Origin of the sequence: Streptomyces sp. NPDC091412, assembly GCF_044756885.1 — a bacterium.
Taxonomy (GTDB): domain Bacteria; phylum Actinomycetota; class Actinomycetes; order Streptomycetales; family Streptomycetaceae; genus Streptomyces.
This window is the reverse complement of the sequence record NZ_JBIVTV010000005.1, coordinates 432,078-447,023: the sequence shown is the minus strand read 5'-3', so window position 1 is coordinate 447,023 and position 14,946 is coordinate 432,078. Positions and strand designations below refer to the sequence as shown.

Here is a 14,946-nt window from a genome sequence, read left to right as displayed (position 1 = left end):
GGAAGAAGTTGCGGACGAAGTCCCGGAAGCGGTTGGGGAAGAAGCCCGAAGAGGGCGTCCCCCCAGGTCCGGGGACCCGAGGGGACGCCAACGGCGAACGGTGTGCGGCGGGTTGCGGGCTCAGCCGGTGAAGCCCGCCGTGATCGAGGTGAACTGCCAGTTGTTCTGGCTGATGCCGGAGCAGTTCTCCGCCACGCCGCCGCCCGGGCACGGCCGGTCGCGGTTGACCGACCAGAAGGCGAGCCGGGCGATGTGGTGGCCGTTGGCCCAGTCGCGGATCTGGGTCCAGATCGCCGGGGTCGTGTTCTCCTGCTGGTCGGACAGGCCGTTCATGCCGGAGATGCCGATGTGGGAGTAGGCGGTGGCGTCGTCCCAGCCGAAGGTCGACTTCAGCTTGGCCTTCAGGCCCTCGGCCGCGTTCACGGTGTTGCCGTACATGTTCGCGCCGCCGCCGAAGTCGAACGGCATGATGGTGAAGACGTCGATGTCCGCGTTCAGCGACTTGGCCTGCTCGATGAGCCGGTTGCCGTAGTAGGTCGGGCCGGTCGTCGAGGTGCCGAAGGTCACGATCGTCTTCAGACCGGGGTTGTTGGCCTTGACGGTCTTCAGCGCGGTGAGGATCTTCGCCTGCACGGCCTCGTTCTCGAACTCGTCCGAGTTCTCGACGTCCATGTCGATCGCCTTCAGGCCGTAGGCGTTGATCACCTTCTGGATCGCCCCGGCGAGCGCGCTCGCGGAGGAGCAGTTGGCCCCGAGCTTGCTGCCGCTCCAGCCGCCGAACGACGGGACGATGTCACCGCCCGCCGAGCGGATCTGGTTGATGGCGGTCTGGTCGACGCCGCCGGTCAGCGGGCGCTGGCCGTCCCAGGACGGGGTGCAGCCGCCCGAGTCGAGCACGAACGCCATCGTGAACCACTTGATGCCGGTCGCGCTCATCACCGAGGTCGGGCTCGGCGGGCTGCCCCAGCCCTCGTACAGGTACGGAGCCGCCTGCTTGAAGCCGCCACCGCCGCCACTGCCCGCGTCGGTGGTGACCGTCACGGAGTTGGAGGCGCCGGAGACGTTCCCGGCGGCGTCGCGCGCCTTGACCGTGAAGGTGTAGGAGGTGCTCGGCGACAGGCCGCTCACCGTGGCGGAGGTACCGGAGACGCTCAGCACCTGGCTGGAGCCGCTGTAGATGTCGTACGCCGTGACGCCCACGTTGTCCGTGGCGGCGTTCCACTTCAGCGACACGCTGGAGGACGTCTTGCCGGTGGAGGTCAGGCTCGTCGGCGCGGTCGGCGCCTGGGTGTCGCCGCCGCCACCGCCGCCGGGGCCGTCCAGGCTGATGTCGTCGGCGTAGTAGGTGCCCTGCGCGTACCAGCCGTGGACGTAGACGGTCGCGCTGGTCTGGGTGGCGCCGGTGGTGAAGGAGACCGCCAGTTGGCCGTACGCCGACGGGGACGACGTCCAGGTCGAGGGGCCGCCGTCGACGCCGAGGTAGACGTAGGAACCGCGTACCCAGCCGCTCAGCTTGTACGTCGTGTTCGGCTGGACCGGGACGGACTGGCTGCACTGGGCGTTGTCGCTCGACGTCACCGCGCCGGCGAGCGCCTTGGAGCCGCCGTGCACGGGGGAGGAGACCACCGAACCGAGGTTGCCGGTGCAGGTCCAGGGGGAGAGGCCGCCCGACTCGAAGCCGGGGTTGTTCAGGATGTTGGCCGCGTGGGCCGTGCCCGGCAGGGCGATGGCTCCGGCGAGAGCCAGGGCCGCGGAGCCGAGCAGGGCGAGGAGCCGACGTCCGGGACGTCTCAGTGTGTCGCGCACGCTATCTCCCTGAAGATATGGGGGTGTTCGGGAGGCACAAAGGTGCTGAGAGGTGCAGGCGGGCCGTGCAGGAGGTGCGCAACCAAGTTGGTATGGACCAATCCGGGTGTCAAGACATGACGCCGTGATTGGTCCATACCGATCCCGGAACGGGCCGCTACGCCGGGGCCCCGGTGCGGGCCACGGCCGACTGCGCGGGCATCTCGCTCCGTGGCCGGACCATCGCCACCGGCCGCAGCGGACGCGGCCCCGACACCACGGTGTAGTCCTGGCCGAGGAACGGCGGCGCCACCACCCCCGGATCCTCACCCAGCGCCAACTGCACAGCGGCCCAAGGAGCGTTGATCCCGCACTGCGCGAGCTGGTGCAGTCCGCCCGCCGGACGCGGGTTCACGTCCAGCAGTACCGGACGGTCGCCGTACATCCGGAACTGGATGTTGGACAGATAGTGCAGCCCGAAGCCCTCCGCGATCCGCCGGGCGGGCTCCAGCCACTGCTCGTGCAGCGTGAAGCCGCGGCGGCGGCCGTTCTTGGTGCGCCCCACGGCCAGCCGGATCCGGTTGTCCGGCCCGGTCAGGCAGTCGACCGACACCTCCGGCTGCTCCAGCCGGGGCATCACCAGCCAGTCCACCGGACCGTCCGCCTGCTCCAGGGCCCGCAGGACCAGGTCCAGCGGGACGTGCGGGCCGGGGAAGCCGCTCAGCTGCCTCAGCGAGAAGGGCGCGCGTGTGATGACGCGGAAGCCGACGCCGCCCGCACCGGCCGCGGGCTTGAAGCACGCCAGATGCCCGGATTCCTCCAATTCCGTTACGGCGGCCACCAGTTCGCAGGCCGTGCGGACCCGCCACCACGGCGGCACCGGTACGCCGATCGACCGGGCCGCCTCGTACGCCGTCGCCTTGTCCGCGAAGACGGCCACCGCCTCCGGGGTCGGCGCGAGCAGCGCGGTGCCCGCGGCCGCGAAGTCGGCGCGGTGCGCCACGATCGCGGCCTGGTTCAGCCGCGGCACGAACACGTCGATGCCGCGCCGTGCGCACTGGTCCAGCGCGTACTCGACGTAGGCGGCGGGGGACAGGCCCTCCGGTTCGAGCTCGGCGGTGTCGGCGGCGGCCAGCACGGGCGAGTCGGCGTCGCCGTGCGTGGCGTGGATCTCGACGGTCCGGTCGCCGGGATTCCTGCGCAGCTGATCCATGAAGAAGACGTTCTCCGCGTACGTGCGGTTGAGCCAGACGCGTACGCGGGAGACCATGCGGGCCGCCTTTCGGGGGGTCGCGGGCAGGGCGAAGCGGGCCGAGCCCGGCCAGAGGGGAAGGAGGGACACCAAGCCGCCCTGCATGAAAGGGAGTTGAGGCGGCGGTGTTGGGGTGATCATACGACTTCCGCAGACCGGGTCGTGCCACCCGGAGACGGGGCCCGGCCCACCGCGGTTCCGCCTTCGCGACCGGCGCGGGCCGCGCTTGTCTCCGTGCCGCCGGATGTGCTCTTGTGGTGCCCATCATGTGGACGACAGGGGGCGAGAGGTGACGGGAAAGGCCGGTGGGGCCGGGCGGCTGCTCGCCATCAGCGACCTGCACATCGGCTACAGCGAGAACCGCGCCCTGGTCGAGCGGCTGGCCCCGGAACGGGACGACGACTGGCTGCTCGTGGCCGGCGACGTCGCGGAGACCGTCGCCGACATCCGCTGGGCCCTGAAGACACTGGCGGGCCGGTTCCGCAAGGTGGTCTGGGTCCCCGGCAACCACGAGCTGTGGACCCATCCGCGTGACACCGTCACCCTGCGGGGCGTCGACCGTTACGAGCATCTGGTCGAGCTGTGCCGTGAACTGGGAGTGACGACGCCCGAGGACCCCTACCCGGTCTGGGACGGGCCGGGCGGCCCGGTGGCCGTGGCACCGCTGTTCCTGCTCTACGACTACTCCTTCCTGCCGGCCGGCTGCGCGACCAAGGACGAGGGACTGGCCTACGCGCACGGCACCGGCGTGGTCTGCTCGGACGAGTTCCTGTTGCACCCGGACCCGTATCCGAGCCGCGAGGCCTGGTGCGCGGCACGGGTCGCCGAGACCGAACGCAGGCTCGCCGCACTCCCCGGCGACCTGCCGACCGTGCTCGTCAACCACTACCCGCTCCACCGGCACCCGACGGACGTCCTGTGGTACCCGGAGTTCGCCATGTGGTGCGGCACCCGGCGCACCGCCGACTGGCACCGCAGATTCCGCGCGGCCGCCGTGGTCTACGGCCACCTCCACATCCCGCGGACCACCCACCACGAGGGCGTCCGCTTCGAGGAGGTGTCGGTCGGGTACCCCCGAGAGTGGCGCAAGCGCAAGGAGCCTCCGGGCAGGCTGCGCCCCATTCTTCCCCTGGAGGTCGGAACCCGGTGATCGAGGAGTTGCTTCCGGACTCGGTGGTGGCCGTGGAGGCGTACGGCGACGACGAGACCGACCTGGCACCGCTCCACCCCGAGGAGCAGGCGGTGGTGGAGCGGGCGGTCGGCAAGCGCCGGCGCGAGTTCGCCGGCGTGCGCGCCTGCGCCCGCGTGGCCATGGAGAAGCTCGGCGTACCGCCGCGGCCCGTGCTGCCCGGTGAGCGGGGCGCTCCGCGCTGGCCGGAGGGGCTGGCGGGCAGCATGACCCACTGCGAGGGCTACCGCGCCGCCGCCCTGGTCCGCGCCACCGACCTGGCCTCCCTCGGCATCGACGCCGAACCGCACGCCCCGCTCCCCGACGGCGTGCTGTCCACCATCGCTCTGCCCGCCGAGGAGCGGCGCCTGGCGCGGTTGGCCGCGCTGCACCCCGGCGTGCACTGGGACCGGCTGCTGTTCAGCGCGAAGGAGTCCGTCTACAAGGCCTGGTTCCCGCTCACCGGCAAGTGGCTGGACTTCGAGGAGGCGGACGTCGAGGTGAGCACCGCCGCGGGGTCGGCGCCGCACGGCGTCTTCCGCGCCCGGCTCCTCGTCCCGGGCCCCCTGGTCGACGGACGGCGCCTCGGTCACTTCGAGGGACGCTGGACCGTGGGCCAAGGCCTGGTGGTCACCGCGGTGACGGTTCCGCGCGCCTGACGGGTCACGGCCTCGGGCACCAGCTCTCCAGAAGCCGGAAGAACGCCTCCTCGTTGCCCGTCAGGCCCGCCCGGGCCAGCGCCTGTTCCGCCTCGGCGAGCACGGTGGGCGGGACCACCGGTGGGCGGGCGCCGCCCGGAGGTCCGTCGAAGGCGGCGCGTACCGTGTGCAGGAGCCTGAGATAGGCCTGGACGGCGGTGCGTTCGTGGTCGGTCAGTACGGCGGTCGGCATGGATCGCTCTCCCCGGTTTCGGCGTCACACGGTCGCGCGCCCGGTCGCCCGGACGGCGCACGGCGCCTCCGCACGGCGGTGGCGCGGCCTCCAGCTTGCCGCCCACCACTGACAATGCCCTCGCGCTCCGCGCCGGTTCGCCCACTCAGCTCAGGCGAATCAAACCCCGGGCACCCCGGACCCCTTGCGCCTGCGACGGGTTCCCGCGCGGGCCGTCCCCCTCCACCCGCCGCCCCAGGCGACTGAAGGACGCCTCGATCCGCCCGGCCGGACGTCGCGCCGCACCGGCCCGCGCAGGGGCGAACCCACGGGCCACGTACGGCACTTGCCTGCCGGTAGCAGCGGCAAGCTCTCCTCCTCCTCGTCCTCCTCCTCGGCGAGGTCGAACCGGCTGCGCGCGGCGGCATGGGGTACGGCCGCTCGGAGATCGGCGCCGTCGTCGACCAGGCGCGTGGCGACTCCGGCAGCGTCCATGTGATGGCCGTGGTGCCCGGCCCGCATGTGCCACGGCTCGTGGCCGAGGATCGCCAACTGGTTTTCGGGGGCGGTGCGTTCCTGGACGAGAGCCAGGTCCTGGTCGGTCATGTCGAGCCACAGCCCGCCGGCGGATCAGGGAGGGACGGCGGCCGTACGGAAGCGGTCGGGCCGCCCGCGGCGCACGCCTCTCCCCGGCATCACGGCTCGGGCCGCTTGACGCTCTCCAGAAGCATGTCCAGCCACTCGGCGACCTTGTCGCGGTGCTGGTCGGTGGGCAGCTGCGCGGCCCGCCAGGCGATCCCGCGCACGCCGTGGTCCTGGAGCAGCCGCTCCAACGGGTCGTCGGCGGCCGTGTCCGCCTCCCGCTCACGGTCGGCGAGCCGCTGGAGGAGTTCCTGCTCGGTGCGCTGAAGGGCCCCCGCGAGCGCCTCGGGGTCCTCGGCGGTGAGGAATCCGGCGTGCACCCGGAAGAAGCGCTGGATGGCGTCGCAGTGCTCCATGGTGGGGCGCCGGTCGCCGTTGATGAGGGCGCCCGCCTGCTGCCGCGACATGCCCGCGCCGTCGGCGATCTCCTGCTGGGTGTAGCGGCGTCCGTTGGGCTTGAGCCGGGTGCGGCGCAGCAGGTCGAGCCGTTGCAGGAAGCGGGCCTGCACGTCCGGCTCACCCGCGGACCGGCCGCTCAGCAGGGTTCTGACCACGGGCTCCGGCACGCCGCTGGCCGCGGACAGGCGGCCGACGTCGAAGACCTCCGCCTGGGGCACGTCGAGCCGGTCGGCCAGCGCGGTGACACGTGCGACGACGGCCGGCAGCACGGCCGAGGCCGTGGCGCCCGGATCCTCGATGCCATCCGTCACCGACAGATCTCCTACGTCTCTCACAGGCTTCTCACAAAGGCGGGGTGCCGTGAACTTCCCGGAGAGTAACCGGTCGTTCGAACTCGCATCCAGGTCTCGCCACAACTGTGGCCAATTTCAGCCGTCAATCGGCATGGAATGCCACGATAGTTGACACGCCTCATGGAGGGGAAGCAGGATCAAGGCGCCGCGTGAAGGCCGCAGAGGCAAGAGGGGTGACCTCCCGATGGCACATCAGGCAGGAGGGCAGCGGCCGGCGCCGCGGTCCGTCCCCGTTCGTTCCGAGGCGCAGGCCTACCTCCGGGACTACACCACGTTCCTGGAGGCCGTCCCCTTCCCGTCCCTCGTCGTCGACCACACCTGGGACGTGGTCCTGACCAACAGCGCTTTCACGTCACTCTTCCGTGGCGTCGGCCCGCATCCGACGGCCATGCCGGGCGACAACTTCCTCCGGTTCGTCCTGTTCCACCCGGACGCGGGCACGGTCCTCGGCGAGCACGAGTCCCGCTGGTGTCTGCCGATGCTGGCGCACTTCGCGGCCACGGTGGAGCGCAGTGGCCACGACCACGGACTTCAGGCCATCCTCCAGGACATCGCCGAGGACCCCATCATGGAGGCCGCCTACCGGCAGGGGCTGCCGCACTGGCTCCGCGCGGTCGGCGAGACGGCGGTCGTGTCCGACGGCTCGGTACGTCCCCTGCTGCACCCCGACCCGCGCTGGGGCGCCACCGAGTGCCGGATCATCGAGGAGACCCCGGCGACCCTCCAGGACCTCGGCTACACCCGCCTCACCCTGGTGCTCCGCGAGGCCCGCCGTCCCGCGCCCGTGCGGCGCAGGACGGGTCCGGGCCGCCGTCCGGCCGGCCACCTGAGCGTGGTCTCGGCCCCGGAGGGCTGACCCGGCACCGTCGGCGTTCAGGTCGCCGACGGCGCCGGGCCGTCCCGGCTCCACGGGGGCGACCGACCTCCTGCCCCAGGGCGTGCGGCGACCTCCGGGTCCGGTGGTGACCCGGGCGGTGCTCCGGTCTTCCGCGGGGTGGACTTGCTTCGGGAGGCCTGCTGTCCCGTGCCCGTGCGGCGCAGGACAAGGCCGGTCCCGTCGTCCGGCCGGCTGGGTGTGGGTCCGGCCCCGGAGGTCTGACCCGGCACCTACGGCGTTGCGCCGGGCCCCCGCCCCCGAAGGGGCGACCGGCGATCGCGAGTCTTGTCCCGGCGGAGCCATGCCGTGCCCGCCGGGTCCTTCCGTGGCCCTGGCGGGACTCGGCTGCCCACAGGGGTGGACTCCTGTCCGGGATCCGTCGATGGCGGCATGGCGGCCGGGGCGCGTGGGCCGGGTTGGCGTGGTGGCGCGCCCCGTCCCGGCGGGAGCCGTGCGGCGGTCGCCGGTGGCCGTGGCGGGTCCGGGCAGGCTTCGGTCGTCCGCCGGGGCGTGCGGCGCACCCCGTTCCAGCGGTGCCGTGCGGCGGCACCGGGGCCTGTGGCAGCTCCCGGTCGCGGCAGCCGCGACCGCCGGGCGAGGGAACCCGGCCGCCGGTCGCAGGATCCCGATTGAGCCGCCGCGGTTCGCGCTCCGAGCGCCATGGATCCCGTTCCGGCCGCCGTGGATCCCGTACCCGACGCCGTGGGCCCGGCTCGGTCACGAGGTCCTGATCACCAGGATGAGGGGCACGCCCCGGCACGGCACCAGGTGGTTTCCGTCGTGGGTTCTGGGGCGGCCCCGTTCCAGAACCGCCGAGAAGTCCGGGCCCCTGGTCAGGGAGCCGGCCAGGTGGGCCGGGTCGGCGGAGGCTGCCACGCGGCCGCGGGCGTTCACCAGGTGGGCGGGGCCAGGTAGTTCGCGCAGCAGGGGCAGTACGGCCGCCTCGAAGTGCCGTAGATACACATCCGCCGCGGCCACGCCCGCGAACCGGCCCGCCACCTGGACCGGCGCGGACAGGGTCAGGCTGTACTCGTCGGAGCACAAGTAGTCGACGTAGGGCCCGGCCACGGCCCGCCGCCCGGTGTCACGGGGCAGGACGAACCAGTCCCAGTGCGTGTAGTCCGAGTACGCCGACTGCCGCGGATCCAGGTCGAGCAGCAGCGGCCGTACGTCCCCCCGCGCGGTGCACTGCCACCACTCCAGCCAGGCCGGCACGTCGGTCAGCAGCCCCGGCGCGGCGACGAAACCGGCCCCGGACACGAGCTCCTCGCGGCCCAGCCGCAGATGCAGCCCCGGCCGCAGCGCGGCGAGGTCGGCGCTCACCGGCGCGCGGCCCTCGGCGACCACCCGCGCCAGCAGATCCGCCGTCTCGGCGCGGGTCTCGGCGACCGCGCCGAAGACCGCCTCCAGCGTGCGGCCCACCCGCGCGGCGACGCGCTCTCCGGCGCACGCGTCGCGGGTCACGGTCGCCGCCCCGGCATGTACGCGGCTCGTGCTCATGGCGTCCTCCAGGGGGCAGGGCCGGACGCCGCGTCGTCAGAGGCCCAGCCGCACGGCGATGAGTCGCGCCGCCGACTCCTGGACGCACCGCTCCGCCAGCGTGCGGGCCGGATCACGGGCCCCATCCTGCACGGCGGAGACGACGGCGCGATGACGATCTGCGACTTCTTCACGATATTCGTCGTCGCCGAGCACCAGACACAGCAGCGCGCCGACCTCCGTCTGGAGCGCGATCTGCTCCCGGGTGAGCCGCGCGGACTGCGCGGCCGCCGCCAGTTCCACATGGAACCGGCCGTAGACCCGGCTGCGGGCCGCCGCGTCCTCGGCAGCCGCCAGCTCCTCGACGGTACGCAGAAGCGGGCCCAGATCGCCGGACTCGGTGCGCTCGGCCGCCAGTCCGGCCGCCGCGCCCGACAGGGCGGCCCAGTGGTCGCTGAGGTCGCGCAGCTCCTCCGTGCCCCAGCCGCGCAGCCGGGCCTTCAGCCGTTCCTCGCCCGGAAGTTCGGGCAGGGAGACGAAGCTGCCGCCGCCGCGCCCCCGCCGGGTGGTGACCAGACCCTGCTGCCGCAGCGCCATCAGCGCCTCCCGCAGGGTCACCGTGGAGACGCCGAGCTGCCCGGCCAGTTCGCTCTCGCCGGGCAGCTGCTCCCCCTCGGCGAGCAGACCGAGTTCGATGGCGTCGCCGATCCTGCGCACCACGGTGTCCACCCGCGCCCGACTGTCCACCGGCGCGAAGACGACTCTGCGGGTGCCGGCTTCACCCGCGTCCACCGTCCCGCGCGGGCTCCCGGCGCCGTTCTCGACGTGTCCCTGCTTCACGGCCACCACCTTGCCAGTTGACCCAACTTTTACCCAGAGGCGGTCTTGAGCTTTGAACTATGACTTCATAGGTTTCCGCTCAACGATCACGAGCGTCAGAAAGGTTCCCCATGAAGGGAGTTGCCGTCCGGCTGCAGGGTCTGCGCAGGACGTTCGGGGAGACGGCCGCCGTGGCCGGGGTCGACCTGGAGATCCGGGACGGGGAGTTCTTCTCGATGCTCGGCCCCTCCGGCTCGGGCAAGACCACGGTCCTGCGTCTGATCGCCGGCTTCGAGGCCCCGGACGCGGGCCGCGTCGAACTCGCCGGGCAGGAGGTCACCGGCCTCGCCCCCTTCGAACGGGACGTCCACACCGTCTTCCAGGACTACGCCCTCTTCCCGCACATGACCGTCGAGCAGAACGTCGGCTACGCCCTGAAGATCCGCAAGGTGCCGAAGCCCGAACGGCTCGTCCGTGCCCGCAAGGCCCTCGCCGAGGTGCGCCTCGACGGCTACGGCGGACGCCGCCCGGCCGAACTCTCCGGCGGCCAGCGCCAGCGCGTCGCCCTCGCCCGCGCCCTGGTCGGCCGTCCCCGCGTCCTGCTGCTCGACGAACCGCTCGGCGCCCTCGACCTCAAGCTGCGCGAGCAGATGCAGGTCGAACTCAAGGCGCTCCAGCGGGAGGTCGGCATCACCTTCGTGTTCGTCACCCACGACCAGGAGGAGGCCCTGACGATGAGCGACCGCATCGCCGTCTTCCACCAGGGCCGCGTCGAACAGGTCGGCACCCCCGCCGAGATCTACGAACGCCCGGCGACCCCGTTCGTCGCGTCCTTCGTCGGCACCTCCAACCTCCTCGAGGGCGAGTCGGCCCAGCGGATCCTCGGCATCCCCGGAACGCACAGCGTCCGGCCGGAGAAGATCCGCGTCCTGAAGGAGTCCGCCGTCGCCGACGAACCCGAGCAGGCGACCGCCACGGGCACCGTCGCCGAGGTCGTCTACCTGGGCGACTCCACCCGCTTCCTGGTCGATCTCGACACCGGCGGCCGTCTCACCGCACTCCAGCAGAACCTGGAGACCTCCGCCGAGGACGTCGCTGCCTACCGCGGCACCCGCGTACGGCTGGCATGGCACCGCCGCCACGCCGTCCAGGTCCCCGACGCCCGCTGAGCACCACACCCCCTCACCCATGGAGTACGCCGTGCGCCTGACCCGAACCCTCCAGACGGCCGCCGCCCTCACACTGCTGCTCGCCGCCACCGCGTGCGGCTCCTCCGACTCGGGGAGCGGCACCTCCGCGACCGGCCTCAACCCTCCCGACCTCAAGGCGCAGTCCGAACTCGGGAAGACCGAGGGCCGGGTCAACGTGATCGCCTGGGCCGGCTACGTCGAGGACGGCTCCAACGACCCCAAGGTCGACTGGGTCGGCGACTTCGAGAAGCAGACCGGCTGCCAGGTCCACTCCAAGGTCGCCGCCAGCTCCGACGAGATGGTCAAGCTGATGAAGACGGGGGAGTACGACACCGTGTCCGCCTCCGGCGACGCCTCCCTGCGCCTGATCGCCTCCGGTGACGCCGCCCCGGTCAACACCGCCCTCGTACCCAACTACAAGGACGTCTTCGACGACCTGAAGATGCAGGCCTGGAACTCCGTCAAGGGCAAGGCCTACGGCATCCCGCACGGCCGCGGCGCCAACCTGCTGATGTACAACACCGAGAAGGTGCGGCCCGCGCCCACTTCCTGGTCGGCCGTCTTCGACGACGCGGCGAAGTACAAGGGCCACGTCACGGCCTACGACTCGCCCATCTACATCGCCGACGCCGCCCTGTATCTCAAGGCCACCAGGCCCGAGTTGAAGATCAAGGACCCGTACGCGCTCGACCAGAAGCAGTTCGACGCCGCCGTCGCCCTGCTGAAGAAGCAGAACGCCGACGTCGGCGAGTACTGGGGCGACTACCTCAAGGAGGTCTCCGCCTTCAAGAGCGGGGACTCCCTGGTCGGCACCACCTGGCAGGTCATCGTGAACCTCGCCGCCTCCGAGGGCGCCAAGGTGAAGGCGTTCGTGCCGAAGGAGGGCGCGACCGGCTGGTCCGACACCTGGATGATCTCCGCCAAGGCCAAGCACCCCAACTGCGCCTACAAGTGGCTGGACTGGATCGTCTCCCCGAAGGCCAACGCCCAGGTGGCCGAGTACTTCGGCGAGGCCCCCGCCAACGCCAAGGCCTGCGAGCAGACCAGCGACAAGGGCTTCTGCGCCACCTACCACGCGGCCGACACCGCCTACTGGAAGCGGGTCGCCTTCTGGAACACGCCGATCCCGCAGTGCCTGGACGGCCGCACGGACGTCACCTGCGTGCCGTACGCCAAGTGGGTGCAGGCCTGGACCGAGATCAAGGGCTGAACCATGACCGTCACCGCCCAGGCCGCCGGACGACAGGGCTCCAGGGCCACCGTCCGGCGGCTGGCCGGGATGCTGCACCGCCGCCCCCGGCTGCGCCTCTCCCTGCTGCTGACCGCCCCGCTGCTGTGGCTGGCCGTGCTGTACCTCGGCTCGCTGACCGTGCTCTTCCTCTCCGCCTTCTGGACGACGAACTCCTTCACCTCCGAGGTCGTCAAGGTCTGGTCGGTGGACAACTTCCGCGCCCTGCTGACGACGTCCGTCTTCCACCAGGTGATCCTGCGCAGCGTCGGCGTGGCCCTGGCGGTCACCGCCCTGTGCGCGGTGATCGCCTTCCCGCTCGCCTTCTTCACCGCGCGCGTCGCCCGGCCCCGGTGGCGCCCGCTGCTGGTGGTTGCCATCCTCACGCCGCTGTGGGCGAGTTACCTGGTCAAGGTGTACGCCTGGCGGCTGATCCTGTCCCAGGGCGGGCTCGCGGACTGGATGCTGAAGCCGTTCGGGCTGAGCGGCCCCGGTTTCGGCCTGCCGGCCGCCCTCCTCACCCTGACCTACCTCTGGCTGCCGTACATGATCCTGCCGATCCACACCGCGCTGGAGCAGTTGCCGGGCAATCTGCTCGACGCCTCCGCCGACCTCGGGGCGCGCCCCTGGCGAACCTTCCGGTCGGTGGTGCTGCCGATGGTGCTGCCGGCGGTCGCCGCCGGGTCGGTCTTCACCTTTTCGCTCAGCCTCGGCGACTACATCACCGTGCAGATCGTCGGCGGCAAGACCCAGCTGATCGGCAACCTCGTCTACTCCAACATCGAACTCAACCTGCCCATGGCCGCCGCGCTCGGCACGGTCCCCGTCGTCGTCATCGTGCTCTATCTGCTGGCGATGCGGCGCACCGGCGCCCTCAGCAGCCTCTGACCGTCCTCGGCAGCCTTCCCAGGGGGGTGTACCACGTCATGCAGCTCTCCCGTGGCGCGCGCATCGCGCTGCACGCCGCCGCAGCCTTCGGGTTCGCGGTGATCTACGTCCCGCTCCTGCTGGTCCTCGTCAACTCACTCAACCCGGACCGCAGCGCCAGCTGGCCGCCGCCCGGCCTGACCCTGCACTGGTGGTCGGTGGCCTGGGACAACTCGGGGGCGCGGGACGCCGTCTGGGTCTCGGTGAAGGCGGGCCTGGGCGCCACCGCGATCGCCCTGGTCCTCGGCACGCTCATCGCCTTCGCGGTGGCCCGGCACCGCTTCTTCGGCCGCGACACCCTCTCCTTCGTGGTCGTCCTGCCGATCGCGCTGCCCGGCATCGTCACCGGCATCGCCCTGAACTCCGCCTTCTCCACGGTGCTCCGGCCGCTCGGCGTCGGTCTCGGACTGTTCACCGTGGTCGTCGGGCACGCCACCTTCTGCATCGTCGTCGTCTTCAACAACGTCGTGGCCCGGCTGCGCCGCACCTCCGGCTCCTACGAGGAGGCGGCGATGGACCTCGGTGCGAACACCTTCCGCGCCTTCGCCGACGTCACCTTCCCTCTGGTCCGCTCGGCCCTGTTCGCCGGGGGCCTGCTCGCCTTCGCCCTGTCCTTCGACGAGGTCGTGGTCACCACCTTCACCGCAGGACCCGGCGTCGAGACCCTGCCCATCTGGATCTTCAACAACATGACCAGACCCCAACAGGCCCCCGTGGTGAACGTCGTGGCGGCCGTACTGGTCCTGCTTTCCGTCGTCCCGATCTACATAGCCCAGCGCCTGTCGTCGGACACGGCCACGGAGAGCAGGATCTAGCAGGGCAGCGCCGACCCTCCTTTACGCAAGCAGCTTGCTTTTCTTGCGCTAGGCTTGCGTGTATGACGCGACGACTTGCGGAAGTGGCGAAGAAGGTCGGGGTCAGTGAGGCCACGGTCAGCCGGGTGCTCAACGGGAAGCCCGGAGTGTCCGACGCCACCCGGCAGGCGGTGCTCTCCGCGCTGGACGTGCTCGGGTACGAGCGGCCCACGCAGCTGCGCGGCGAGCGGGCCCGGCTGGTGGGCCTGGTCCTGCCCGAGCTGCAGAACCCGATCTTCCCGGCCTTCGCCGAGGCCATCGGCGGCGCGCTGGCGCAGCTCGGGCTCACCCCGGTGCTGTGCACCCAGACCAAGGGCGGGGTCTCCGAGGCGGACTACGTGGAGCTGCTGCTGCAACAGCAGGTCTCCGGCGTCGTGTTCGCCGGCGGGCTGTACGCCCAGGCGGACGCGCCGCACGCCCACTACCGGCGGCTCGCGGACCGCAACATCCCCGTGGTGCTGGTCAACGCGGCCATCGAGGACCTCGGGTTCCCCGCGGTGTCCTGCGACGACGCGGTCGCCGTGGAGCAGGCCTGGCGCCATCTCGCCTCCCTCGGGCACGAGCGGATCGGGCTGGTGCTCGGGCCGGGCGACCATGTGCCGTCGGCGCGGAAGCTGGCGGCGGCCCGCGCTCTCGCGGGCGAGCTGCCCGAGGAGTGCGTGGCCCGGGCGATCTTCTCCATCGAGGGTGGCCACGCGGCCGGGGCCAAGCTGATCGACCGCGGGGTCACCGGCATCATCTGCGCCAGCGACCCGCTCGCACTGGGCGTCGTAAGGGCCGCCCGGCGCAAGGGACTCGACGTGCCCGCCCAGATCTCCGTCGTGGGCTACGACGACTCCGCGCTGATGAACTGCACGGAACCGCCGCTCACCACCGTGCGCCAGCCCATCGAGTCGATGGGCAAGGCGGCGGTCGAGCTGCTCAACGCGCAGATCGGCGGCACCTCCGTACCGGCCGACGAGCTGCTGTTCGAGCCGGAACTGGTGGTCCGCGGCTCCACCGCGCAAGCGCCGCGTGCCTGAGATCCAATAGATCCTCTCTCCTGTCAAATAATTACAGATTCTGCGCGACATCTTGCGAAGCGGTGTCGCCGGTGCTTGAGT

14 protein-coding genes and 1 pseudogene are annotated in these 14,946 nt (G+C 71.7%); 8 read left to right on the top strand and 7 right to left on the bottom strand.

From position 1 onward, the window contains the following. Window positions 1-120: 120 nt before the first annotated feature. Window positions 121-1,806, bottom strand: coding sequence for a carbohydrate binding domain-containing protein (locus ACIQMV_RS16640; protein WP_402593385.1), 1,686 nt, complete (start codon window positions 1,804-1,806; stop codon window positions 121-123). A gap of 157 nt (window positions 1,807-1,963) precedes the next feature. After that, on the bottom strand, window positions 1,964-3,055 hold the full coding sequence (locus ACIQMV_RS16635; RefSeq protein WP_402593537.1) for an ATP-grasp domain-containing protein: 1,092 nt from the start codon (window positions 3,053-3,055) through the stop codon (window positions 1,964-1,966). 271 nt (window positions 3,056-3,326) lie between these two features. Between ACIQMV_RS16635 and ACIQMV_RS16630 the strand changes: the two genes are divergently transcribed. Both ACIQMV_RS16630 and ACIQMV_RS16625 read left to right on the top strand, forming a co-directional pair. Continuing rightward, the gene (locus ACIQMV_RS16630; protein WP_141356448.1) at window positions 3,327-4,187 is read left to right on the top strand and encodes a metallophosphoesterase; all 861 of its coding nucleotides are present in this window, start codon (window positions 3,327-3,329) and stop codon (window positions 4,185-4,187) included. Next, window positions 4,184-4,864 carry a 4'-phosphopantetheinyl transferase gene (locus ACIQMV_RS16625; RefSeq protein ID WP_402593383.1) on the top strand — a complete coding sequence of 227 codons (681 nt, stop codon included), beginning with the start codon at window positions 4,184-4,186 and terminating at the stop codon, window positions 4,862-4,864. The genes ACIQMV_RS16630 and ACIQMV_RS16625 overlap by 4 nt, the downstream gene beginning before the upstream one ends. A 4-nt stretch (window positions 4,865-4,868) precedes the next feature. Here the strand turns inward: ACIQMV_RS16625 and ACIQMV_RS16620 are convergent, their stop codons facing one another. From ACIQMV_RS16620 to ACIQMV_RS16610, 3 genes and pseudogenes are all read right to left on the bottom strand, one after another. Continuing rightward, entirely contained in the window at window positions 4,869-5,096 is a 228-nt protein-coding gene (locus ACIQMV_RS16620) for a hypothetical protein (RefSeq protein ID WP_402593381.1), read from the bottom strand. A gap of 145 nt (window positions 5,097-5,241) precedes the next feature. Further along, window positions 5,242-5,816: pseudogene (locus ACIQMV_RS16615) on the bottom strand (toxin-antitoxin system, toxin component). Continuing rightward, the gene (locus tag ACIQMV_RS16610; RefSeq protein ID WP_402593379.1) at window positions 5,771-6,427 is read right to left on the bottom strand and encodes a helix-turn-helix domain-containing protein; all 657 of its coding nucleotides are present in this window, start codon (window positions 6,425-6,427) and stop codon (window positions 5,771-5,773) included. Before ACIQMV_RS16610 ends, ACIQMV_RS16615 begins: the two are co-directional and overlap by 46 nt. Window positions 6,428-6,653: 226 nt before the next feature. Here ACIQMV_RS16610 and ACIQMV_RS16605 point away from each other — a divergent pair, with 226 nt between their 5' ends. Then, window positions 6,654-7,325, top strand: coding sequence for a hypothetical protein (locus tag ACIQMV_RS16605; RefSeq protein WP_141356438.1), 672 nt, complete (start codon window positions 6,654-6,656; stop codon window positions 7,323-7,325). Between the two features lie 738 nt (window positions 7,326-8,063). On the opposite strand, the gene ACIQMV_RS16600 is transcribed toward ACIQMV_RS16605, so the two are convergent. Both ACIQMV_RS16600 and ACIQMV_RS16595 read right to left on the bottom strand, forming a co-directional pair. Next, complete coding sequence (locus ACIQMV_RS16600) at window positions 8,064-8,846, bottom strand: cache domain-containing protein (RefSeq protein WP_402593378.1); 783 nt, start codon at window positions 8,844-8,846, stop codon at window positions 8,064-8,066. Window positions 8,847-8,882: 36 nt separating this feature from the next. Beyond that, window positions 8,883-9,617 carry a FadR/GntR family transcriptional regulator gene (locus tag ACIQMV_RS16595; RefSeq protein ID WP_141366028.1) on the bottom strand — a complete coding sequence of 245 codons (735 nt, stop codon included), beginning with the start codon at window positions 9,615-9,617 and terminating at the stop codon, window positions 8,883-8,885. 158 nt (window positions 9,618-9,775) lie between these two features. On the opposite strand from ACIQMV_RS16595, the gene ACIQMV_RS16590 reads away from it, so the two are divergent. The 5 genes from ACIQMV_RS16590 to ACIQMV_RS16570 all read left to right on the top strand — a co-directional run bounded on the left by ACIQMV_RS16590 (window position 9,776) and on the right by ACIQMV_RS16570 (window position 14,865). Continuing rightward, window positions 9,776-10,813 carry an ABC transporter ATP-binding protein gene (locus ACIQMV_RS16590; protein WP_402593376.1) on the top strand — a complete coding sequence of 346 codons (1,038 nt, stop codon included), beginning with the start codon at window positions 9,776-9,778 and terminating at the stop codon, window positions 10,811-10,813. A gap of 31 nt (window positions 10,814-10,844) precedes the next feature. Continuing rightward, window positions 10,845-12,044, top strand: coding sequence for an ABC transporter substrate-binding protein (locus ACIQMV_RS16585; protein ID WP_402593374.1), 1,200 nt, complete (start codon window positions 10,845-10,847; stop codon window positions 12,042-12,044). 3 nt (window positions 12,045-12,047) lie between these two features. Then, window positions 12,048-12,950 (top strand): ABC transporter permease, encoded by a 903-nt coding sequence (locus ACIQMV_RS16580; RefSeq protein WP_401770424.1) that lies wholly within the window; start codon window positions 12,048-12,050, stop codon window positions 12,948-12,950. A gap of 38 nt (window positions 12,951-12,988) precedes the next feature. Next, the gene (locus tag ACIQMV_RS16575; RefSeq protein WP_401770422.1) at window positions 12,989-13,804 is read left to right on the top strand and encodes an ABC transporter permease; all 816 of its coding nucleotides are present in this window, start codon (window positions 12,989-12,991) and stop codon (window positions 13,802-13,804) included. 62 nt (window positions 13,805-13,866) lie between these two features. After that, complete coding sequence (locus ACIQMV_RS16570; RefSeq protein WP_172632789.1) at window positions 13,867-14,865, top strand: LacI family DNA-binding transcriptional regulator; 999 nt, start codon at window positions 13,867-13,869, stop codon at window positions 14,863-14,865. The last annotated feature ends 81 nt before the right edge of the window (window positions 14,866-14,946 follow it).